Below are 20,975 nucleotides of genomic sequence, written 5' to 3' on the forward strand. Positions count from 1 at the left end.
TCAGGCTGCGATCGCCCCACTTCTCGTCCCCCCCGATGAAAAAGACCCTCGCCCTCCTCGTCGTCCTCGGCGTCTTCGCCGCCGGCGCCGCGTACTGGCTCGCGTTCGCGCCGAATGTCGGCGGGGCCGAGCGGCACAGCGTGCGCCTCCCCGCCGGGACCGGCTTCGAGGCCGCGCTCGACTCGCTCGAGGCCGCCGACGCCCTCGGCAACCGCGCCTCGATGTCACTCTTCGGCCGGCTCACCGGCTGGGACGACCAGGTCAAGACCGGCCACTACTACATCGCCCCGAGGATGAGCAACTGGGCCGTGCTCGACAAGATTCGCAAGGGGCTCCAGGACCCGATCCGCATCACGATCCCGCCGGGCTCGCGGCCCGAGCGGACCGCCCTCGTGCTCCGCAACCAGCTCGGCACCGACTCGACCGAGGTCGCCCGCCTGTTGCGCGACCCCGCCTTTGCCGATTCGCTCGGGACCGACGTGGCCCACCTCCACGGCCAGATGCTGGCCGAGACGTTCGACATGTACTGGACCGACGACGCCGAGACCGCGCTCCGCCGCATCCACCAGCGCTACGAACGGTTCTGGACCGACGCGCGCCGCGCTCAGGCCGCCGAGCTGGGGCTGACGCCCGACGAGGTCGTGACGGTCGCCTCGCTCGTCGAGTGGGAGGCCCGCAAGCCCGAGGAGCGCCGCCGCATCGCCGGGCTCTACCTCAACCGCCTGCTCGGACGCACCTCGTCGGGGACGATGCGCTTGCAGGCCGACCCCACGGTCCAGTTCGCACTCATGGAGGAGGGCGGCGAGCCCCGCATGCGCCGCCTGCTCTTCAGCGACTACCGCTTCCCAAGCGCCTACAACACCTACCTCATCGACGGCCTGCCGCCCGGCCCGATCACGAACCCCTCCGACGGGACCATCGACGCGGTCTTGAACAACGAGGAGAACGACTTCTTGTACTTCGTCGCCGACGGCTCGGGCGGCCACGACTTTAGCCGGACGCTCGCGGAGCACAACGCGAAGGCCGCGCGCTGGAGCCGGTGGCTCAGCGAGCAGGTCCGCATCCGCGACGCCCGTGAGGCCGCCGAGGCCGCGCCGTAGCCGAACGCGGGGACGCCGACCTAGCCGGCCGGGCATCGGGCAGGGCCCCGCCCCTGAACCTCGACGCCGACCCGCCGATACCAGTCCCCATGCGCCCGGCCCTCACGCTCGCTTCCGCCCAACTCCGGGCCGACCTCCGCCATGCCCGCTCGGGCCGGCGCGGAGCGGGCCGGCTGGCGACGACGGCCCTGGCGTACGGCTTCTCGGGCGTCGTGCTGGCGCTGTCGCTCGGCAGCGCGCCGCCAGCCAACGCCCTGTTCGTGTCCGCGAGCTTCGGGATCGTGCTCGCCGCCTTCGGAGTGGTCGGGTCGTACGACGAGCTGATGGGGCGCCCGCGCGACAACGCCTGGCTGGCGACGCTGCCCGCGACCGAGCGCTCCCACTACACCGCCCGACTGCTCGGCGTGGGCGTCTACATGGGGCTGATGGCAGCAGGCGTAGCCGTACCCGTCGGCGTGAGGGTGGCGATCGCGCACGGGCCCGGGTCGGGCGTGCTGGTGGCTGTCGCCACGGCCGGGGCGACCGTGTGGACAGCGCTCCTCGCGCTCGCCGTGCTGTGGGGCCTGACGCTGGCGCTCCCCCGCCGCGCGCTCCGCGTCACGTTGTCGATCGGCCGGACGGCCCTGATCGCCGGGCTCGTGCTCGGCTTCCAGCTTATCGGCTCGTCGCCAGACTCGCTCGGCGCGTCGTGGTGGCCGGGCGCGTGGATTGCCGACACCTTGGGCGGGCGGCCGACCGTCGGGCTGGCGCTCCTTGCGGCGTCGCTGTTCACGTTCGGGGTCGCCTTCGGCGCGGTCTTTCCCCACCGCTACTTCCGGCTCTTGCGCAAGCTCGCTGACGGGGCGCAGCGCGAGGGGCGCCAGTCCCGGATCGGCCGCCAGATGACCGCCCCCGAGCGGCTCGCCGTCCGCCGCGGCCCGCTCCGCGCCGCGTACGGGTTCGCCACGGCCGCCTTCGCCGACGACCGGCTGGTGCGGGGCCGGCTGTGGCCGGCGGCCCTCCTCCCGGCCGGGTTCGTCGTGTTCGGGCTCGTCAGCGGTGGGCTCGGCAGCGTCGCCGGCTACGCCAGCGACGGCGCGCTCGCGGGCGCGCTCCTGACCCTGCAGCACCCCGAGACCCAGCTCCACCTGTCGATCCTGGTCGTGCTCACCTTCTGCGTCCAGACACTCGTGCAGACGCTCCAGACCTCCGACCACGCCGACGCGGCCTGGGTCTTCGGGACGCTGCCCGGTGCGCGCACGGCTGTCGTGCAGGTGGGGGCGCAGACGGCGCTGGCGTGGCGCGTGCTCTTTCCCCTCCACGTCGGCATCGCCGTGTTGCTCACGTTCGCCATGCCCGCCGCCGACGCCGTGCTGACGGCCGCGCTGTGGTTCGCACTGGTGGCCCTCTTTTCGAGGCTGATGGCGCTGGCGCACCGCTCGCCGCCGTTCTCGCGGTCGAGCGACCGGTTCAACGCCGCCGCCCGGTTCGGGCCGCTCGTGGCCTCGATCCCTCTCGGCATCGGGACGCTGGTACTGCAGGTGTGGGCCTTCGCGTCGCTCCCGCGCGCGGTCGCCGTCGTGATCGGCCTGCTCGCCGTGTCGGCGCTGCTGGCGGAGGCGACGGTCCGCTGGCCGCAGCGCCGCCCAGCGCCACCCGCCCCGCTGGCGCCCCCCGTGCCCGTGCCCGCCGTCGCGAAGGCGGCGTAAGCCCCGCGCGCGCCGGCCGGTCGAGCCGACGCGCCGGGCTCTCCAAACAAACGCAGCCTCCGCCAGCGAGGGCAGAGGCCGCGAGGCCTGCGGGTCGGAGTCGCCCGCTACTCGTTGTTGCCGCCGCGGCGGCCGGACCGCGAGCGCGAGCCGGAGTCGCTGCGCGACCGGGCCGGGCGAGCGTTGTCGCCGTTGTCACGGCGTGAGCGGGCCGGGCGCGACTCACGCTGCGGCGCCGGTGCGGGGCGAGACTCACGTCGAGGCGCTGGCGCCGGACGCGACTCGCGGCGCGGGGCCGGGGCGGGACGCTCGGTGCGTGGGGCCGGGCGCTCCGTGCGTGGCGGCGGCGCGTTGTCCCGCTCGGTCCGGCGAGTGGGGCGCTCGGTCCGGCGAGTGGGGCGCTCCGTCCGGGTCGGGGCTGAGCGCTCGGTGCGGGTCGGGGCCGGGCGCTCCGTGCGCGAGGGCGCAGCGCGGGTGGGAGCGGGGCGCTGGGTGCGCGTCGGCTCGGCCCGCGTTGGCGCCGGGCGCTGCGTGCGCGTCGGGGCGGCGATGGGCGAGGTCTGGCCCGCTCGCGTCGGCCGGGCGCCGGGGGTCGTGGTGCCCGGGTTGCGGACCGGACGGCCGTCGTCGGCGATGGCGGGGCGGCGGCCGGTCGAGCGCGTGATGCCGGTGTCGGTCGAGGGCTGCGGCAGGCGGGCGGGCGCGAGCCCACGGCGGGCCGGCTGGCGTGACGGGTCCGGGCTCGACTCTGCGATCGGCGAGGTCCGTGTGCCGGGCAGGCCGCGGACACGGCTGCGGCGCCCGTCGTCGTCGCCTCGGCTGTTGTAGTAACCGTCGCTGCGGGGGCGGCCGTAGTAGCCCGGCCCGTAGTAACCCGAGCCGGCGTAGTACCGGCCGTCGTAGTAGCCGTCCGAGTACCCGTGGCTATAACCGTGGCCGTAGCCGCCCCACCCGTGGCCCCAGCCGACGGAGACGTAGAGCCCGCCGCCGCCGTAGTACGGGTCGTACCAGCCGTAGTAGGGGTCGTAGTAGCCGTAGGCGTACGGATCGTAGTAGCCGTGATAGCCCGCGTAGTACGGCCGGTGCCACGAGCGGCGGTGGTGCCACGTCGGGTACCAGCCAAAGCGGACGTAGGGGCGGTACGTGGTGTACGGGCGGTAGTAGGTGTACGGCGACGGGTAGTAGGCCGGGTCCTGGTAGCGGTAGTAGTCCGCGTAGTAGCCGCCGTAGTAGACGTCGTCGTCGGCGCCCTGGCCGTAGTCGCCGAGGTCGTCAGCCACGTCGTCGTAGTAGCGGACCTCCTCGGCGCCGTCGTAGTAGGTCGTCCCCTCCTCGCCGTAGTAGTAGCGCCCGACGGTCACGTCGTCGGCGCCGTCGCCGAGCGGGACGGCACCGGACTCGATGTCGGCGGGGTCCGGGAGCGCGATGTCGGCGCTGTCGCCGTAGGGGTTGTCCGGGATCTGCATCGTGGCCGCGAGCCCGACGCGGGCCGGGCCGGCGGTGTCGGCCTGGGAGACGGGGGCCCGGGCAGGGACGGACTCCTGGGCCCACCCGTCATCGGGGCGAGAGGAGGAGCAGCCCACGAGGGCGGCGAGCACCAGCAGGGCGAGCGGGCGGGAGTGTGTGAGCAGGCGCATGGCAGGGACGTCGGTGCGGAGGCCGCGCGAAGAGGGGCGGAGTCGGGCCGGCCGGATCGTGAGCCCGGGTATATTCGCCGGCCCGTAACAAGGGAGCCGCGCGCGCAGGGCGAGGGGTAACGCCCAGACCTGCACACATGGTCCGTACACCTTTCGCATTCAAGGTACGTCGGCGCTCGTCGCATCCGTGCCCCGCCCCATGGCCGAGTCTATCACTCCCCGCGCCGACGACTACAACCAGTGGTACCAGGACGTGATCCGGGCCGCCAAGATGGCCGAGACCTCGCCCGTGAGAGGATCGATGGTCCTCCCCCCCAACGGCTACGAGCTGTGGGAGAACATGCGGGCCGGCCTCGACGGGATGTTCAAGGCGACCGGCCACCGCAACGCGTACTTCCCCCTCTTCATCCCCAAGAGCTTCCTGGCCAAGGAGGCCCAGCACGTCGAGGGGTTCGCCAAGGAGTGCGCCGTGGTGACGCACTACCGCCTCAAGGAAGTCGACGGCGACTTGGTGGTCGATCCCGACGCCGAGCTCGACGAGCCGCTGATCGTCCGGCCCACGTCCGAGACCATCATCTGGGACACGTACAGCCGCTGGATCCAAAGCTGGCGCGACCTCCCGCTCAAGCTCAACCAGTGGGCGAACGTCGTCCGCTGGGAGATGCGGACGCGGCTCTTCCTGCGGACCGCCGAGTTCCTGTGGCAGGAGGGCCACACGGCGCACGCGACGGAGGCCGAGGCCGTCGAGGAGACGACGACGATGCTCGACGTCTACGCCCGGTTCGCCGAGGAGTGGATGGCGATGCCCGTCATCAAGGGCGTCAAGACGGCATCGGAGCGGTTCCCCGGCGCCGTCGACACGTACTGCATTGAGGCGCTGATGCAGGACGGCAAGGCGCTCCAGGCGGGGACGTCCCACTTCCTGGGGCAGAACTTCGCCAAGGCGTTCGAGTGCACGTTCCAGAACGAGGCGAATGAACAGGAGTACGTCTGGGCGACCTCGTGGGGCGTCTCCACCCGCCTTATCGGCGCGCTCATCATGACGCACGGCGACGACGACGGCGTCGTGATGCCGCCCCGGCTCGCGCCCGTCCAGGTCGCGATCGTGCCCATCACGCGCAAAAACAAGGACAACACGGCCGTGATGGACGCGGCGACCGGGATGCGCGACGCGCTCACGGCCGCCGGCATCCGCGTCGTGCTCGACGACCGCGACCAGTACCGGCCAGGCTGGAAGTTTGCCCAGTACGAGGTCGAGGGCGTGCCCGTCCGGCTGGCGATCGGCCCGCGCGACGCCGAGAACGGGACGGTCGAGGTCGCCCGCCGCGATGGCGGGGACAAGGAGACCGTCGGCCGCGACGGCATCGTCGACACGGTCCGCGCCGCGCTCGACGCCGTCCAGACCGGGCTGTTTGAGCGCGCCCTCGCGCACCGCACCGCCAACACGTTCGTCGCCGACGACTACGACGCCTTCAAGGCCCAGGTCGAGACCGGCGGGTTCGTGCTCATGCACTGGGACGGGACGGCCGAGACGGAGGCCCGCGTCAAGGACGAGACCAAGGCGACGATTCGCTGCGTGCCGTTCCCGGGTCAGTTCCCCGGCGTCGACACCGACGAGCCCGGGACGGACCCGGTCAGCGGGGCGCCGTCAGCAGGCTTGGTCGTCTACGCGCGGTCGTACTAGCGGTGGTCGGCGGCGACACGGCGCAGACCGCGGTGGATCGCGACCGGGGGTACCGGCTCGCGAACGCGGTCTCGTACGTCCTCAACCCGCTCATCTTCCCGCCGATCGCCTTCGCGCTCATCGACGCGCACTTCGGGGCCGGGCCCGTCGAGGTGCTGTGGACGTTGGGCGTGTCGCTCGTCTTCTTCTGCCTCGTCCCCCTGTTCTACGTCATCGGGATGATCCGCGCGGGCCGCGCCGAGAGCCTGGAGGTCCGCGACCGCTCGGCCCGCCTCGGGCCCCTCCTGGTGGGCATCGTCTCGTACGCCATCGGCGCGCTGCTCCTGGCGTGGACCGTTAAGGGCCCCGCGTTCCCGATCATCGTCGCGTTCGCGGCGCTCTTCCCGATCAACACGGCGGCGCTCCTGCTCATCAACACGCGCTGGAAGATCTCGCTCCACATGTCGAGCTTGGCGGGCTTCGTGGGCGTGCTGCTGTTTACCGCGCTCACCGTCTGGCGCGAGTTCCCCGCCGACCTCGAGGCCGCGCTAACCCTGGCGACCGTCGGGCCGCTGGTGGTGCTGGTGCCGCTGCTGATGTGGGCGCGCGTCCGCGTCGGCGCCCACACGCGCGGGCAGGTGCTGGCGGGCGCCGCGTTCGGCTTGCTGGTGCCCCAGGTCGAGTTGTGGTGGATCGTCTATCACTGGCTCGATTTGGTCGGATAACCCTAGAGCAGAGCCATCACCTCGCCAACCGGCGCGACCCTGGGAGCGCCCACCTCCTCCCAGAACACGTCACCCCGAGCGCCAGCGGCGTAGCGTTCGATTCACGACTGACGGCAGGAAGGACTGGGCGGCCGTGCTGAGATCCCTCCCATCCTTGGGGGACGCACGTGCCACTCACGTCGCCCGTGCGCCCACTCTGGCGCCGAGGCAGGACCCGTCCGCACAAAAATGGCGGCCCCCTCTGGGACACACTCCAGAGAAGGCCGCCAGGACGGCGCGGATGCCGTCAGTCTGCGCTAGACCCGAACGAGGCGGACGGTGCCGCTGCCCGCGCTCAGCCGGAGGTCGGGGCCACCGCGGCCGATCCGGCCTCGGGCCTCGTCGCGGTCGCGGGTGCCCGAAAAGTCGAGGCCGTCGTCGATGCGGAGCGAGCCGCCCTCGGCGTCGAGGTCGAAGCCGGCGCCGCGCGGGACGCGGACGGTGATGGAGCCGCTGCCGGTGTCGACCGTCGCCGTCGTCGCCGAGCGCAGCGTCAGCTCGACGCTACCCGAGCCCGTGTTGACCTCCGCGGGGCCGTCGACCGAGCCCACGGACACGCTGCCGGAGCCGGTGTCGACCCAGAGCGATCCCTCCACGCGGTCGACCTCCACGTTGCCGGAGCCCGTGTCGATGCGGACCTCGCCACGGAGGGACCGGGCGCGGACGTTGCCCGAGCCCGTGTCGAGCACGACCCGGCGGCCGGTCACGTCGGCCACGTCCACGTTGCCGCTGCCCACGTCGACCGTCAGGTCGCCTTCGATGGAGGCCACCTGCACGTTGCCCGAGCCGAGATCGACCAGCGCCGAGTAGCGGCGCGGGATCTCGATGGTGACCTGGAAGCTGGCGTCCCGCCGGTTCATCGACCACCGGCGGCGCGGCGGGTCCGTGCGGACGGTCAGGTCGCCGCTGCGGACGCGTGCGCTGAACCGGCGGCGCTCGAACTCGGCGGCGGCGTCGCGGCCTCGGCCCTCAACGACCACGCGCGCGCGCGTCCCGGAGACAGTCTCGACGGTAACGTTCTCGCTGCCGAGATCCACCAGGAGCTGCCCGCCCGAGCGGACGTCGAACGACTCGTCGAACAGGACATCTTTCGAGACAGCGGCCGTCGAGACGAGGTCGATGGTGACCGCGTGGGCGGCGCCGTCGTGGAGGCGTTCGACGCGGACCTCGGTGTTCGAGGCCAGGGCGCGGACGCCGACGACAAAGAGGAGCGCGCCGAGAAGGGCCAGGAGGGCGCGCTGGAGGGGCTTGCGAGTGCGAGACATGGCGAGGGGCGGGGAGGAAGGACGCCCTCAAGACGGACGCCGCGAAGAAAAGGTACAGGCGCGTGCTAAAAAAACCGCACGACCAGGCCGACGACCTGCCACCGAGCCCCCTCCGCCCTCCCCGACCCGTCGCCGCCGTCCTCGGACCTATCGCCGAGCCCCCGCTCCCCACCTGTCCGCCCCGGACGGTGTGCCGTTTCCGCATTCCCCGACCGCCGAGGTCGCCGATCCGGCGTGCCCGACGGGCGTGACCGGCCCGTGAACACCGAGCGCGCGGGGGAACGCGCCCCGGCCGGTGGCGCGTTCACGGACGAATCCAAGAGACCCCATGGAAGCCACCATCGGCGCCGGCACGCACGGCGCGCACGGCGTCCCCGACGCCTTCGCCCACCCCCGCGGCCTGTTCTGCAACCGCACCCTCAACCTCCGCAAGATCGCGGCGGTCGGGTACGACATGGACTACACGCTCGTCCACTACCACGTCGCCTTGTGGGAGGAGCGGGCCCACGCCTACATCAAGAACGGGCTCGAGAAGCAGGGCTGGCCGGTCGACGACTTGGTCTTCGACCCCGACTTGGTCGTCCAGGGGCTCGTCGTCGACACCGAGCGCGGCAACGTCGTCAAGGCCAACCGCTTCGGCTACGTCAAGCGCGCCTTCCACGGCACCCGGCCCCTCCCCTTCGACGAGCAGCGCCGGGCCTACCGCCGCACCCTCGTGGACCTCCACGACCGCCGCTGGCGGTTCATGAACACCCTGTTCTCGATTAGCGAGGCCAGCATCTACCTCCAGCTCGTCGACAAGCTCGATGCGGGCGAGCTCCCCGAGCGGATCGGCTACGACGACCTCTACGCCGCCGTCCGCCACGCCCTCGACGCCGCCCACCTCGAAGGGCTCCTCAAGGCCGAGATCCTGGCCGACCCCGCCCGCTTCGTCGACGTCGACCCCGAGGTGCCCCTCGCCCTCCTCGATCAGAAGCTGGCGGGCAAGAAGGTGCTGCTCATCACCAACTCGGAGTGGACCTACGCCGCGCCCCTGCTGGCGTATGCCTTCGACCCGCACCTGCCCGGCGACATGACGTGGCGGGACCTGTTCGACCTCGCCATCGTCGGCGCCCGCAAGCCGGCCTTCTTCGACCAGCAGGCCCCCGCCTTCGAGGTCGTCGGCGAGGACGAGAATGGGCGCGCGGAGCTACGAACGGTGAACGGGCTGCTGGAGGAAGGCCGCGCCTACGTCGGCGGGAACGCCGGGCTCGTCGAGGCCAGCCTCGGCCTCCGCGGGTCGGAGATCTTGTACGTCGGCGACCACGTCTACGCCGACGTCAAGGCCTCCAAGAGCGTGCTCCGCTGGCGGACCGCCCTCGTGCTCCGGCCGCTCGAAGATGAGATCGCCGCGTTCGACGCGTGGCGCGGCCAGCAGGCCCGGCTCACGGCGATGATGGCCGAGAAGGAGCGGCTCGAGGCCTACTTCTCGGCGCTCCGCCTGGAGCGCCAGCGCAACGCCGAGGGCTACGGCCCCCAGACCGACCGCTCCCTCGACTGGCTCGACGCCCGGATGGCGGGAGCCCGCGAGCGCCTGGTCGTCCTCGACGCCGCGATTGGCCCGCTCGCGGCCGAGTCGTCGCAGCTCGTCAACCCGCGCTGGGGGCCGCTGATGTGGGCCGGCAACGACAAGAGCCACCTCGCCCGCCAGATCGAGGCCTCGGCCGACGTCTACACGGCCCGCGTCTCGAACTTCCTCCACTACACGCCCTTCGTCTACCTCCGCAGCCCGCGCGGCTCGCTCCCCCACGACCTGGCCACGCCCCAAGACCGAGGCTTGGAAGCCGCCGCCCACGACCTCGGCGTGGAGGACTTCGGGGAGGGGCACGAGGCCTCGGGAACGAGGAGTCAGGAGTGAGTGCCCACGAGCTGGCCCGCCCCCCAGCCAGCCCGAGGCGCTGACTGGCTCTTCGCGCCCTGCCTCCCGCCCGCTGACCCTCTGACCCTCTGACCCTCTGACCCTCTGACCACTGATGGCCAAGAAGCTTTCCAAACCCCAACGCCACGTCCTGGGCGACGCGCTCCGCCTCGTCCGCGAGCAGCGGGCCCGCGCAGAGGCCCAGGGCCTCACCGGCCTGCCCGACGGTTGGGCCCGGCCCTTTGTCCTCGGCTACCTGATGGGCGTCGTCGACGGGTTGTGCCAGGCCAAGGGCGTGACGTTCGACGAGACGGCGCTGGCGATCTGGGGGCTCGTGCTCGACGACACGTTCGGGCGCCCCGCCAGCGACGACCTCCGCCGACGCGGCGTGGCCCTCCTCAACGCGGGCGACCCGGCGTTCGAGCGCGGCCGGCCGTGGGGCGGCAACGAAGCGATGGGCTTCGCGACCGGCGAGATCGTGCCCGAGGGGCTCGTCCACGTCGCACGCGGCGACGAGGCCCGGATGGGCGGCCCGGTGATCCCTCCGACTGCATCCGCATGACCACGATTCCGCTCGGCGCCCTCTCCACCTCGCGCCTCGCGTATGGCTGCATGACGCTGGGCGGGCTCGACCGCCCGGCGGCCGAGGCGGCCGTCGACGCCGCGCTCGATGGCGGCGTCACCCTGTTCGACCACGCCGACATCTACAGCGGCGGCCGCTCGGAGCAGCTCTTCGGCGAGATCCTGGCCGACCGCCCCGGCCTGCGCGAGCGCGTGGTGCTCCAGACCAAGTGCGGGATCCGCTTCGCCGACGCGCATGGCCCCAAGCGCTACGACCTGAGCTACGACCACATCACGGCGGCCGTCGAGGGCAGCTTGCACCGCCTCGGCACGGACCACGTCGAGGTGCTCTTGCTTCACCGCCCCGACCCGCTCTTGGAGCCCGACGAGGTCGCCCGCGCGTTCGACGACCTCGCTGCGTCCGGGAAGGTCGGCGCGTTCGGCGTCAGCAACTTCTCGGTCGCCCAGCTCGACCGGCTGGCGGCGGCCATCGACCAACCGCTCGTCGCGAATCAGGTCCAGCTGAGCCTGGGGCACGTCGCCCCGGTCGAGGCCGGCGTCGAGATCAACACCGACCGGTCCGTGCCCGGGGCCGACCTCCTCGACGGCAGCGCCGCGCGCGGCGCGACGATTCAGGCCTGGGCGCCCACGGCCGGCGGCGCCTTCTCCCGCGGCGACGTCGCCCGCGAGCACGCCGAGGTGGCCGACGCCGTCCGCGCCGTGGCCCACGACCTGGGCGCGACACCGCTCCAAGTGGTGTTGGCCTTCGTGCTCCGGCTGCCGCACGGCGTCCAGCCCGTGTTCGGGTCCACGAACCCCGGGCGCATCGCCGAGGCGTGCGGGTCCACCGATGTCGCGCTCCCACGCGAGGCGTGGTATCGGCTGTACGAGGCCGCGAGGGGCCACCGCGTCCCTTAGTCAGGGCGCCCCTGATGGGTATCTTGGGGCGATGCCCCCCCCCGCCCGCCTCTTCCTCGTCGAAGACCACTCGTGGCTGCTGGCGACCCTCACCCAACTCCTCGACCGGGAGCCCGGCCTCACCGTCTGCGGGACGGCGGCGTCGGTGGCCGAGACGCTCGCCCGCATCCCCCCGGACACGGACATCGTCCTTGTCGATCTGAGTCTCCCCGACGGGTCGGGGCTCGACATCGTCCGCGCCCTCGCCGAGCGCCAGCCCCAGACCGTCAGCCTGGTGCTCTCGGCCCGCCCTAGCGCTGAGGTCGCCGCCCGCGCCCTCGACGCCGGGGCCGCGGCCTACGTTGAGAAAGGAGACATCGAGTCCCTGCTCGCCACCATCCACGCCCACCGCCCGTCATGACCTCCGACGACGTCCGCACGCGCTTCCACGTGACCGACCGGGGAAAGGGAGGCCCGACCTTCCTCTTCGCCCATGGGTTCGGCTGCGATCAGACCATGTGGCGGGCCGTTACCCCCACGTTCGAGGCCGACCACCGCGTCGTCCTGTTCGACTTCCCCGGGGCCGGCCGGGCCACCCCCGCCGCCTACGACCCAGTCCGTCACGGCTCCCTGGCCGGCTACGCCGACGACGTCCTCGCCATCTGCCAGGCCCTCGACCTCGAGGACGTCGTCTTCGTGGGCCACTCCGTTAGCGCCATGATCGGGGTGCTCGCCTCCATCCGCGAGCCCCACCGATTCCGGCGGCTCATCCTGGTCGGGCCCTCGCCGCGCTACCTCAACGACGGCGACTACATCGGCGGGTTCGAGCGCGAGGACATCGACGGGCTCCTCGACACGATGGAGAAGAACTACGGGGGCTGGGCCGAGGCCATGGCCCCGGTCATCATGCAGAACCCCGAGCGCCCCGAACTCGCCGGCGAGCTCCAGGACCGGTTCTGCGAGACCGACCCCGCCATCGCCCGGGCGTTTGCCGAGGTCACGTTCCTCTCGGACAACCGGGCCGACCTCCCCGAGGTCACCGTCCCCTCGCTCATCCTCCAGTGCAGCGCCGACGCCATCGCTCCAGAGACCGTCGGCGTGTACCTCCGGGATCACCTCCCGCAGAGCACGTTCCACCAGCTCCGCGCGACCGGCCACTGCCCGCACCTTAGCCACCCCGAGGAGATGGCTGCGGCCATGCTCGGCTACCTCGACGCCGAGCGCGTGACGTGGACGGGCTGACCGACGTGGTCCCGTGTGGGGTCGCGTTGGTCCGCGAGGACGGCCGGATCGTCGATGCGAACCAGGCCTTCGCGACGGCGCTCGGCCTCGAGCCGGCCGCGCTCCACGGGACCCCGTTCCACACGGTCCTCTCGCCCCAGGACCGGCTCTACTACGAGACCCACCTCGCCCCCCTCCTGCGGCTCCGCGGCCGGCTCCGCGAGGTGCACCTCACGCTCCGCGGGCCCGACGGCATCGACGTCCCGGTTTTGGTCAACGCCGTCCACCGCGACGGCCCGCGCGGACCGGTCACCGTGCTCGCCGCGATGCCCATCGACCAGCGGTCGCAGTTCGAGGACGAGTTGCTCGAAGCCCGGCGGGCGGCCGAGACCGCGAGCGAGTCCCGGGCCCGGCTCCTCGCCATGCTCTCGCACGACATCCGCTCCCCGCTCAGCGCCATCACGTTCGCGGCCGACCTGATGCGGCAGGGGGCCCACGGGCCGGTCGCCGGCGACCAGGCCGATGAGCTCGACCGCATCGCGGAGGCGGGCCGCTACGTGCTCCGTCTCGTGACCGACGTCCTCGAGTTCTCCCGGCTCGAGAACGGCCGGATCGATGTCCGCCCTTCCTCCGTCGATGTGGGCGCGGAGGCGAGGGCGGCCCTGGCGCTCGTCGAGTCCCAAGCGGAGGCAGCCGGCGTCGCCGTCTCGGCCGAGGGGCCCGACGGCGTCCGCGCCTGGGCCGACCGCGACCGGCTCCGCCAGATTCTGGTCAACCTGTTGGGCAACGCCGTCAAGTTCGCCGGGGCGGGCCAGGCCGCTACCGTGCAGTGGGCTAGCGACCGCAACGGCGTCCGCGTCTGGGTCAGCGACACCGGGCCGGGCGTCGCGGCGGACCGCCTCGACGCCGTGTTCGTGCCGTTCTTCCAGGGCGACAGCCGGGCGGAAGGGGCCGGCCTGGGCCTCGCCATCTGCCGCGAGCTGGCCCTCGCTATGGGGGGTACGCTGACGGTCGAGAGCGTGGTCGGCGAGGGGGCCACGTTCGCCGTCGCCCTGCCCGCCGAAGCCGGCACCGAGACCTGACCCGTCCCGAACCCACGCGGGTCCCGAGTGCTACGCCCCGAGCGCGTCCGCCAGCGCGGGCAGCGCCTCGCCGAGCGGCGCGTCGACGACGACGGTCGCGTGGCGGTGGGCCCGCGTCTCCCCCAGCGTCACGATCGCGACCGGCGTGCCCTCGGTCTCCGCCTGCCGCACGAAGCGGTAGCCGCTGTACACGGCCAGGCTCGATCCCACGACGAGCAGCGCGTCCGCTTGTGAGACCATCCCCGCCGCCAGCGCCACCCGCGGCTTGGGCACGCTCTCGCCGAAGAACACCACGTCCGGCTTGAGGATGCCGTCGCAGGCCGGGCACGCGGGCGGGTCGAACCCGGCGACGGCCACCTCGGCGTCGCCGTCGGGCGCCAGCCGGCCGGCGGGGACCGGAGCCGTCATCCAGCCCGGGTTGCGCGCCTCGACCTGCGCCTGCACCGTTTGGCGGGCGAGCCGCCCGCCGCAGCCTAGGCACACGACCGCGCCGAGCGTCCCGTGCAGCTCGACGACGGCGTGAGAGCCGGCCGCCTGGTGCAGCCCGTCCACGTTCTGCGTGACCACGCCCTCGACGAGCCCGGCGGCTTCGAGCCGCGCCAGCGCCCGGTGGCCGGCGTTCGGCCGGGCGTCGGCGACGCGGCCCCAGCCCCGGCTGGCGCGGGCCCAGTAGCGCTGGCGCGCGGCGGCGTCGCGGACGAAGTCGTCGTACTGGACCGGCCGGCGCTCGACGTGCCGCGTCTGCGGGCCCCGGTAGTCGGGGATGCCGGACTCGGTCGAGATCCCGGCGCCCGCCAGCACGGCGATCCGGCGGTGGCGCAGGAGGTCGGTGAGCGCATCGATCATGGCCCGCCAACGCAGGCCGGACGTGCGGCGTGCCCAGGCTGGCCGACACGTCGAACGATCCGCACAGATCGGGCCTCGGGGCACTAACCGGAGCGACGGTGCGTATGACCGCCGCCTTCCCTTCTCCACCTCCGCCCTTCCCATGCGCCTTCGCCTCTCCGCCCTCGCGGCCCTCCTCCTCCTGGTCGGCTGCGACTCCAGCAGCCCCGAAGCCCTCGTCAACATCAGCGGCACCTACCGGCTCGCCGTCTTGACGTTCAACCCGTCCGCGGCCTCCGTCGCCGACGCCAACATCGCCAGCAAGCTCAACACCAGCGGCACGACGCTCCAGGTGTTCGGCGACGACGACGAGGCCCTCTTTACGGTCCCGTTCCTGGCCGGCGACACGCGCCGCATCAACCTGAACGTCCGCGCCAACGACACGCGAGCCACCTTCACGGCCATCAGTGGCGAGGACCGCGACGACCTCGAGGACCTCCTGCTCCCGTCCGACTTCGCGCTTGACTACTCGGGCTCGACGCCGTCCACGCTGACGGGCACCTACGAGCTCCGCGGCGTCAACCTCGACGCCTTCGACCGCGATGCCTATCAGGGCTTGACGAGCGTCGACGGCACGCTGACGATCCGGTTCAACCGGCAGTAGCCCCGATCAACGACGACTCGATATCGGGCCGGTCTCTCTCGGAGGGGCCGGCCCGCGTTGCGTTCGGACGACCCCGCGCGTGGACCCGCGGCGGGTGGGCGACGGCGGGAACCAGAGACGGGCGGGAATTGCTGACCAGCAGCGAGTGGACCGTGCGCTCCCGACGCCTTCCGGATCCATCTGCCTCCTTGATAAACAACAACGGTGTATTGGTCATCCGAATCTGCATGTCTTTCCACGAGGTGACTCTCTAGGTTCGCTGCACGGTCAGGGGAGGGTCCCCGTCTGCCCCGACGTCCTGTGCCTGTTCGCCTGTTCGTCCTTCTGGCCGTCCTGCTGGCGGCGCCCGTCCACGCCCAGGGCGTCGCCAGCGGGGTCGTCACCGACGCGGCGACTGGCGAGGTGCTGATCGGCGCCAGCGTCTACGCCCCGGCGCTTGGCGCGGGCGCGGCCACGAACGCCTACGGGTTCTTCAGCCTCCCGCTCCCCGCCGACTCCGTCCGGCTCCGCGTGTCGTACGTCGGCTACGTCGCCCGTGACACCGTCGTCGACGCCCGCGCGGATGTCCAGCTCGACGTGGCGCTCGCGGCCGAGGGCACACTCGGCGAGGTCGTGGTAGAGGGCGACGGCGTGGGCGCCCGGCCCGAGGCGACGCCCCAGATGGGCCACACGGCGCTGTCCGGGCGCGACGTTCAGGGGCTCCCGGCGATCCTGGGCGAGGCCGACGTGCTCAAGGCAATCCAGCTGCTGCCGGGCGTCCGCGGCGGGGCCGAGGGGACGGCCGGGATCTACGTCCGTCGCGGCTGCTGTTCGAGGGGCCGATCGTGCCCGACAAGGCGTCGTTCCTGGTCTCCGGACGGCGGACCTACATCGACCTGCTCGCCCGGCCGTTCATCGCGGCGGCCAACCGCGAGGCGGCGTCGAATGGGGACGAGACCATCGACCCCCGGGCCTATTTCTACGACCTCAACGCCAAGGTCAACTGGCGGCCGACCGACCGCGACCGCGTCTACCTGAGCCTCTACGGCGGCGCCGACGTGTTCGGGTTCGAGTCCGTCGACCCGTACCAGCAGTGCGACCAAGCAGGCTGCACACCGACCGAGGTGGAGGACGTCTACGGCGGCGGCTTGGACTGGGGCAACCTGACCGGCGCCTTCCGTTGGACCCGGACGGTATCGCCGCGCACCTTCGCCGCGCTCACCGTCACCGCCAGCGACTACCGCTTCGACGTCGGCGCGGACGCCGAGGAGGGGCGCGGCGGTCCGGACCCTATCGCATCACGCGTCCGCTACACGTCCGGCATCCTCGACCTCGGCGCCCGCCTCGACCTAGGCCTCGCAGCGGGCGCCGGGCACACGGTCCGCGTCGGCGGCGGCGCGACGATGCACCGCTTCACGCCCGGGGCCCTGTCACTGACCGGCGAGATCGCCTCCGAGGGCCTCGCCATCGACACGCTGCTGGGCGCCAGCCGGACGCTGGGCGCCGACCTCGTGGCCTACGCCGAGGACGAGTGGCGCGTCGGCGACCGGCTCCAGCTGGGGCTCGGGCTCCACGGCGCCGTCTACGCGACCGGCGACTACGTGTACCCGTCCCTTGAGCCCCGCGCGTCGGCGGCGTTCCAGCTCCGCGACCGGCTGGCCCTCAAGGCGAGCGCGGCCATCACCCAACAGCCCATCCACCTGCTGACGACCGGCGCCGGCATCGGCCTGCCCGCCGACCTGTGGGTCCCGGCCGACTCGATCGGCCCGCAGCGCGGCACCCAGGTGGCGCTCGGGCTGGCGGGCTCCAGCCGCTCCGGCCGCACGACGTGGACGCTGGAGGGCTACTGGCGCGCCATGCGCGGGCTCGTGGCCTACCGCGAGGGCGCCGCCTTCACCACGCCCTTCGACGACTGGCAGGAGCTGGTCGTCACCGGCGACGGGACGAGCCGCGGGCTCGAGCTGTTCGTGCAGCACCGGACCGACCGGCTGACGACGTGGCTGGGCTACACGCTCGCCAAGACCGACCGCCAGTTCGACGCGCTCAACGGCGGCGACCGGTTCCCCTTCCGCTACGACCGAGGTGGCCGGGAGCGGCATCTCGTTCGCGTCGTTCCCCGACGACACGTTCGACGGCCGCACAAAGACGTTCACCCTCTCGCCCAGTGACCGCTACGCCGAGGGGTACCGGGACGGCCGCCTGCGGATCCAGATCGCCGCGCTTTCCGCCGATCTCTACGACGCGTACCGGATCTCGTACTTCTCCGGCGGGGACGACAACCCCTTCGCCGAGCCGGTCAACCTGCCGACGAACGTCGTGGGCGGGTACGGGATAGTGGGCGCCGTCACGCTGGCGGAGGCCACCTTCGAGGCCCGGGAGCCGTAAGGGTCGCGCCGGATCCACACAATGGTCCGGCCCAGGCACGAAACGGCGGCGCGGGGCGTACACCCGTCCTCTCTCCCCGGACGCCCCCCATGCCGACCTGCCCTCGCTGCGCCCTTCTCGCCGTCGTGCTCGCGTTTCTCGCCTTCTCGGGCTGCGACTCGAACAACCCCGGCCGCGACCTCGCCCTCATCGACGGGGTCTACTCGCTCGAAGCGCTGACCTTCGACCCCGTCACACAGGGGCTGCCGACGGCCGACCTGGGCGCCCGGCTCGACCTCGCCGGCACCTCGCTCGAGATCTTCGGCGCCGACGACCAGGCGCTCCTGCGCATCCGCTACCCCGACGCGCCGACGCGGCGCGTCGACCTGTCGGTCACCGCCGCGCGGGGCCGTGCCACGTTCACCGGCGTCACCCAGGAAGACCGTGACGACCTCGCCGACCTCTTCCTCCCGGCCGAGTTCGTGCTGACCTACGAAGGCGAGTCGCCGCGCGTGCTCGCCAACACCTTCGAGCGGACGGGCGTCGACCTCCAGGCCTTCGACCCGACGCTCTACCAAGATCAGCGGAGCAACCGCGGCACCCTGACCGTCCGCTTCCGCCGGCCCTAGGCTCGCTCCGCTTGCCAGGGAAGAGGGCGGGGAACGAGGGCCAAGCAGAGGCTCATTCAGAACCCTCGGCGCGCCTGCCCATCGCCAATGTCCCTCCTGGCCTCCGCTGGATGTAGTCGCACGGGGAGCCCGCCGGGGGGGCCTGCCCTTTCCTCGTCCCCCGTTAAAAGTCCACGCGGAAGCGGACGTTGAGGGCGCGGGGCGTCAGGCGCGTCGGGGCGGCCGTGTAGATGCGGCGGTCGCCGGAGAACTGCTCGACCCACGAATAGCCCACGGCGTTCGTCTGGTCGAACACGTTGAGGACCTCGACGGTCGCCAGCAGCTCGAGCGGCGTCCCGGTCGCGAGGTCCGCGAGTCGGAGCTTCTTGGTCGCGCCGAGATCGAACCGGAAGTAGCTGGGCAGCTCGATCCGGTTGCGGGGGCCCTCGACGAAGACGGAGATGGCGTTGATCGAGAGGTCCTCGTTGCGGGCCGGGGCCGTCGTCGGGATGCCGGACCCGTAGAGCGTCCGGATGTGGAGCGTCCAGGTGTCGTCGCCGGGGACGTAGTCCTGGATAAACATGGACAGGTTGTGGCGCCGGTCGGTCGGGCGGCGGACCCAGTCGCCGCCGCCGCGCGCGGCGAACTCGTCGAGCGTCTGCTCGTCGGTCGCCTCGGGCGTGTAGAACCGCTCCTGGGTGACTAGGAAGCCGTAGTTGATCCAGCTCTCCCTCCCCGGCACCAGCTCGCCGCGCAGCTGGAGGTCGAGGCCGGCGGCGTAGCCCTCGGAGTCGTTCTCGGCCGAGTACACCACGCGGACGTTCTCGACGTCGTACGAGATCAGGTCCTCGAAACGCTTGGCGTAGGCCTCGGCGCGGAGCGACAACCGGCGCGATGGGAAGAACCGCTCGAACCCGACGACGGCCTGCAGGGCGCGGGGACTGTCGATGCGGCCGTCGAGGGTATTGAAAGCCGAGGCGCCGGGGTCCGGATCGCCGCGCAGCTCGCGGTACGTCGGCGCCTGGTGGTAGATGCCGAAGGCGCCCGCCAGCGTCGTCACCGGCGACAGCGTGTATGAGAGGCCCAGGCGCGGCGAGAGCGTCAGCTCCTCGTTGTAGGCGAAGTAGTCGGCGCGCACGCCCGGGGTGACGGTGAGCCGACCGAGGCGGACGGCGTCCTCGACCCACAGCGCGCCCTGCACCGACGAGAACGTGGTGTCGGCAACGAGCACGCGGGCATCGACGGAGTCGATCTCGCCGCCGCCGACTTGCCCCGTGAACCGCGTGAGCTCGTCGATCCGGTCGTCGAAGCGCAGGGTCCGCGCCTGCCAACCGGCGTCGACGCTGTGCTGGCCGAGGTCGAGCAGGTAGCGGCCCTGCGCCGTCAGGATGGTCTGGCTGATGTCGTTGTCCGCCACGTCCCGCTGCAGCGTCTGGCCTTCGAGGAACCGGTCGAGGTCGGCCTGGGAGCCCTCCGGCCGTTGCTCGCGGCGGTAGAGCGAGGTCCGCGAGGTCACGTCGTAGGTCTCGAACTCGTCGATGGAGAACACCGACACGCGGTGCTCGGCCCGGACGGCCTCGCCGAACGTGCTGCTCAGGAGCGCGCCGCCGAAGGCGATGTCATAGCCGTCCTCCTCGACGCCCTCGAAGTCGCGCGCGACGGTCTGGACGAGGTTCGGGTAGATGCCGAACGTGGTCTGCTGCTGGCGTGGCGCGAGCCGGAAGCGGTGGCGGGCGTAGAGGCCGAGACCGCGCAGCGTGTGGTTGTCCGCCAGTTCCCAGTCGAGGACGCCCTGGGCGTCGCGGAAGTCGGGGTCGTAGGCGCCGTCGAGCTCCTGGCCGGCGAAGAACCGCTGAGGGCGGGCACTGCGAGCGGCGACCGCCAGCCCGAGCCGCTCGCCGAGCTGGCCACCGACTTGGGCGCCGGCGTCGAGCGTCGAGACGTAGGCGGTCCCGCTCGGGACGCCCTCGGGCACGGCGTAGGTCGCGTCCAAGACCGAGGCGAGCTTGCCGCCGTAGCGGACCGGGAAGCCCCCCGCGAAGAGCGTCATCCGCGAGGTCAGGTCGCCGTTGATGAGCCCCAGCCCCTCCTGCTCGCCCTGGCTGATCCGGAGGGGCCGGTAGATCTCGAAGCCGTCGATAAAGAACTGGTTCTCGTCGTAGCTCCCACCGCGGACGGAGAAGCTGTTGGACAGCTCGTTCGACGAGGTCACGCCCAGCTCCGTCTTGACGCCTCGGATGGCGTCGGCCATGGGCAGGGGCATATCGCGGACGGTCCGAGGGTCGATGCGGGACACGCCCACGCCCCGCTCGGCCGCCCCCTCGACGGCCACGTCGCCGATCTCGCCGATGGCACCCGCCAGCACGGCGTCGTAGCGCGTCGTCGCGCCGCGCCGGATGACGACGGTGTCGCGGACGGTCGTGTAGCCGACGAACGAGACGCGGATCGGGTACGTCCCCTCGGGGACCCGGAAGCCGTAGCGGCCGTCGCCGTCGGTGTTCGTGCCGAAGGAGGTCCCCTCGATGAGCACGGACGCGGCCGGGACGGCGACGCCGGTGTCGTCGGTGACGCGGCCGGAGAGCTCGCCCCAGACCTGGGCACTCGCGCCCGTCGCGGCGACGGTCAGGGCGAGGGCCAGGAGGGCGAAACGGAGGGCACCTGCGAGAGGCTGGACGGAGACACGCATGGGGAGCGGAGGGCTCAACCGGAGAGATTCAGGGCGTGTCGAACGGTCGATAGGCAGGGCGCGTGCGCAGGGGG

18 protein-coding genes and 1 pseudogene are annotated in these 20,975 nt (G+C 72.3%); 15 read left to right on the forward strand and 4 right to left on the reverse strand.

The genetic code is table 11. The features are described 5' to 3' along the window. Positions 1–35 precede the first annotated feature (35 nt). Both mltG and ACLII4_RS18100 read left to right on the forward strand, forming a co-directional pair. Positions 36–1,100, forward strand: coding sequence for an endolytic transglycosylase MltG (gene mltG, locus ACLII4_RS18095; RefSeq protein WP_412068803.1), 1,065 nt, complete (start codon positions 36–38; stop codon positions 1,098–1,100). Between the two features lie 89 nt (positions 1,101–1,189). After that, positions 1,190–2,788 carry a hypothetical protein gene (locus ACLII4_RS18100; protein ID WP_412068804.1) on the forward strand — a complete coding sequence of 533 codons (1,599 nt, stop codon included), beginning with the start codon at positions 1,190–1,192 and terminating at the stop codon, positions 2,786–2,788. Between the two features lie 107 nt (positions 2,789–2,895). Here the strand turns inward: ACLII4_RS18100 and ACLII4_RS18105 are convergent, their stop codons facing one another. Then, positions 2,896–4,425, reverse strand: coding sequence for a hypothetical protein (locus ACLII4_RS18105; RefSeq protein ID WP_412068805.1), 1,530 nt, complete (start codon positions 4,423–4,425; stop codon positions 2,896–2,898). Positions 4,426–4,624: 199 nt separating this feature from the next. Between ACLII4_RS18105 and proS the strand changes: the two genes are divergently transcribed. After that, on the forward strand, positions 4,625–6,109 hold the full coding sequence (gene proS / locus ACLII4_RS18110; protein ID WP_412068806.1) for a proline--tRNA ligase: 1,485 nt from the start codon (positions 4,625–4,627) through the stop codon (positions 6,107–6,109). A 32-nt stretch (positions 6,110–6,141) separates the two neighbouring features. Continuing rightward, complete coding sequence (locus ACLII4_RS18115; protein WP_412068807.1) at positions 6,142–6,813, forward strand: hypothetical protein; 672 nt, start codon at positions 6,142–6,144, stop codon at positions 6,811–6,813. Between the two features lie 296 nt (positions 6,814–7,109). Here the strand turns inward: ACLII4_RS18115 and ACLII4_RS18120 are convergent, their stop codons facing one another. Then, positions 7,110–8,117, reverse strand: coding sequence for a DUF4097 family beta strand repeat-containing protein (locus ACLII4_RS18120; RefSeq protein ID WP_412068808.1), 1,008 nt, complete (start codon positions 8,115–8,117; stop codon positions 7,110–7,112). A 328-nt stretch (positions 8,118–8,445) separates the two neighbouring features. Here ACLII4_RS18120 and ACLII4_RS18125 point away from each other — a divergent pair, with 328 nt between their 5' ends. The 6 genes from ACLII4_RS18125 (at position 8,446) to ACLII4_RS18150 (ending at position 13,775) form a co-directional block, all read left to right on the forward strand. Then, the gene (locus ACLII4_RS18125; RefSeq protein ID WP_412068809.1) at positions 8,446–10,014 is read left to right on the forward strand and encodes an HAD-IG family 5'-nucleotidase; all 1,569 of its coding nucleotides are present in this window, start codon (positions 8,446–8,448) and stop codon (positions 10,012–10,014) included. A 115-nt stretch (positions 10,015–10,129) separates the two neighbouring features. Beyond that, positions 10,130–10,576, forward strand: coding sequence for a hypothetical protein (locus tag ACLII4_RS18130; RefSeq protein WP_412068810.1), 447 nt, complete (start codon positions 10,130–10,132; stop codon positions 10,574–10,576). Continuing rightward, positions 10,573–11,493 carry an aldo/keto reductase gene (locus tag ACLII4_RS18135; protein WP_412068811.1) on the forward strand — a complete coding sequence of 307 codons (921 nt, stop codon included), beginning with the start codon at positions 10,573–10,575 and terminating at the stop codon, positions 11,491–11,493. Before ACLII4_RS18130 ends, ACLII4_RS18135 begins: the two co-directional genes overlap by 4 nt. Positions 11,494–11,524: 31 nt before the next feature. Beyond that, positions 11,525–11,893 carry a response regulator gene (locus tag ACLII4_RS18140; protein WP_412068812.1) on the forward strand — a complete coding sequence of 123 codons (369 nt, stop codon included), beginning with the start codon at positions 11,525–11,527 and terminating at the stop codon, positions 11,891–11,893. Beyond that, positions 11,890–12,714 (forward strand): alpha/beta fold hydrolase, encoded by an 825-nt coding sequence (locus tag ACLII4_RS18145; RefSeq protein WP_412068813.1) that lies wholly within the window; start codon positions 11,890–11,892, stop codon positions 12,712–12,714. Before ACLII4_RS18140 ends, ACLII4_RS18145 begins: the two co-directional genes overlap by 4 nt. Then, positions 12,702–13,775 (forward strand): ATP-binding protein, encoded by a 1,074-nt coding sequence (locus ACLII4_RS18150; RefSeq protein WP_412068814.1) that lies wholly within the window; start codon positions 12,702–12,704, stop codon positions 13,773–13,775. Before ACLII4_RS18145 ends, ACLII4_RS18150 begins: the two co-directional genes overlap by 13 nt. 30 nt (positions 13,776–13,805) lie before the next feature. Here ACLII4_RS18150 and ACLII4_RS18155 read toward each other — a convergent pair whose 3' ends face one another. After that, the gene (locus tag ACLII4_RS18155; RefSeq protein WP_412068815.1) at positions 13,806–14,621 is read right to left on the reverse strand and encodes an NAD-dependent protein deacetylase; all 816 of its coding nucleotides are present in this window, start codon (positions 14,619–14,621) and stop codon (positions 13,806–13,808) included. A gap of 142 nt (positions 14,622–14,763) precedes the next feature. Here ACLII4_RS18155 and ACLII4_RS18160 point away from each other — a divergent pair, with 142 nt between their 5' ends. The 5 genes and pseudogenes from ACLII4_RS18160 (at position 14,764) to ACLII4_RS18180 (ending at position 18,236) form a co-directional block, all read left to right on the forward strand. Next, the gene (locus ACLII4_RS18160) at positions 14,764–15,264 is read left to right on the forward strand and encodes a hypothetical protein (protein WP_412068816.1); all 501 of its coding nucleotides are present in this window, start codon (positions 14,764–14,766) and stop codon (positions 15,262–15,264) included. Positions 15,265–15,666: 402 nt separating this feature from the next. Beyond that, a pseudogene (locus ACLII4_RS18165) lies at positions 15,667–15,822 on the forward strand (carboxypeptidase-like regulatory domain-containing protein); the annotation flags it as partial. 266 nt (positions 15,823–16,088) lie between these two features. Beyond that, on the forward strand, positions 16,089–17,411 hold the full coding sequence (locus ACLII4_RS18170; RefSeq protein ID WP_412068817.1) for a TonB-dependent receptor plug domain-containing protein: 1,323 nt from the start codon (positions 16,089–16,091) through the stop codon (positions 17,409–17,411). Next, the gene (locus tag ACLII4_RS18175; RefSeq protein ID WP_412068818.1) at positions 17,326–17,628 is read left to right on the forward strand and encodes a DUF4249 family protein; all 303 of its coding nucleotides are present in this window, start codon (positions 17,326–17,328) and stop codon (positions 17,626–17,628) included. The genes ACLII4_RS18170 and ACLII4_RS18175 overlap by 86 nt, the downstream gene beginning before the upstream one ends. A gap of 89 nt (positions 17,629–17,717) precedes the next feature. Continuing rightward, positions 17,718–18,236 carry a hypothetical protein gene (locus tag ACLII4_RS18180; RefSeq protein ID WP_412068819.1) on the forward strand — a complete coding sequence of 173 codons (519 nt, stop codon included), beginning with the start codon at positions 17,718–17,720 and terminating at the stop codon, positions 18,234–18,236. Positions 18,237–18,399: 163 nt separating this feature from the next. Here ACLII4_RS18180 and ACLII4_RS18185 read toward each other — a convergent pair whose 3' ends face one another. Beyond that, entirely contained in the window at positions 18,400–20,901 is a 2,502-nt protein-coding gene (locus tag ACLII4_RS18185) for a TonB-dependent receptor (protein ID WP_412068820.1), read from the reverse strand. Between the last annotated feature and the right edge of the window lie 74 nt (positions 20,902–20,975).

Origin of the sequence: Rubrivirga aquatilis, assembly GCF_046845665.1 — a bacterium.
Classification (GTDB): domain Bacteria; phylum Bacteroidota; class Rhodothermia; order Rhodothermales; family Rubricoccaceae; genus Rubrivirga.

What these genes read in the sequence shown, in the direction of transcription:
- ACLII4_RS18105 (WP_412068805.1), bottom strand. Translation starts at nt 4,425, where the DNA reads ATGCGCCTGCTCACACACTCCCGCCCGCTCGCCCTGCTGGTGCTCGCC.
- ACLII4_RS18180 (WP_412068819.1), top strand. Translation starts at nt 17,718, where the DNA reads ATGCCGACCTGCCCTCGCTGCGCCCTTCTCGCCGTCGTGCTCGCGTTT.
- ACLII4_RS18135 (WP_412068811.1), top strand. Translation starts at nt 10,573, where the DNA reads ATGACCACGATTCCGCTCGGCGCCCTCTCCACCTCGCGCCTCGCGTAT.
- ACLII4_RS18185 (WP_412068820.1), bottom strand. Translation starts at nt 20,901, where the DNA reads ATGCGTGTCTCCGTCCAGCCTCTCGCAGGTGCCCTCCGTTTCGCCCTC.
- ACLII4_RS18145 (WP_412068813.1), top strand. Translation starts at nt 11,890, where the DNA reads ATGACCTCCGACGACGTCCGCACGCGCTTCCACGTGACCGACCGGGGA.
- ACLII4_RS18120 (WP_412068808.1), bottom strand. Translation starts at nt 8,117, where the DNA reads ATGTCTCGCACTCGCAAGCCCCTCCAGCGCGCCCTCCTGGCCCTTCTC.
- mltG (WP_412068803.1), top strand. Translation starts at nt 36, where the DNA reads ATGAAAAAGACCCTCGCCCTCCTCGTCGTCCTCGGCGTCTTCGCCGCC.
- ACLII4_RS18160 (WP_412068816.1), top strand. Translation starts at nt 14,764, where the DNA reads ATGCGCCTTCGCCTCTCCGCCCTCGCGGCCCTCCTCCTCCTGGTCGGC.
- ACLII4_RS18100 (WP_412068804.1), top strand. Translation starts at nt 1,190, where the DNA reads ATGCGCCCGGCCCTCACGCTCGCTTCCGCCCAACTCCGGGCCGACCTC.
- ACLII4_RS18140 (WP_412068812.1), top strand. Translation starts at nt 11,525, where the DNA reads ATGCCCCCCCCCGCCCGCCTCTTCCTCGTCGAAGACCACTCGTGGCTG.
- ACLII4_RS18155 (WP_412068815.1), bottom strand. Translation starts at nt 14,621, where the DNA reads ATGATCGATGCGCTCACCGACCTCCTGCGCCACCGCCGGATCGCCGTG.
- ACLII4_RS18125 (WP_412068809.1), top strand. Translation starts at nt 8,446, where the DNA reads ATGGAAGCCACCATCGGCGCCGGCACGCACGGCGCGCACGGCGTCCCC.
- proS (WP_412068806.1), top strand. Translation starts at nt 4,625, where the DNA reads ATGGCCGAGTCTATCACTCCCCGCGCCGACGACTACAACCAGTGGTAC.
- ACLII4_RS18130 (WP_412068810.1), top strand. Translation starts at nt 10,130, where the DNA reads ATGGCCAAGAAGCTTTCCAAACCCCAACGCCACGTCCTGGGCGACGCG.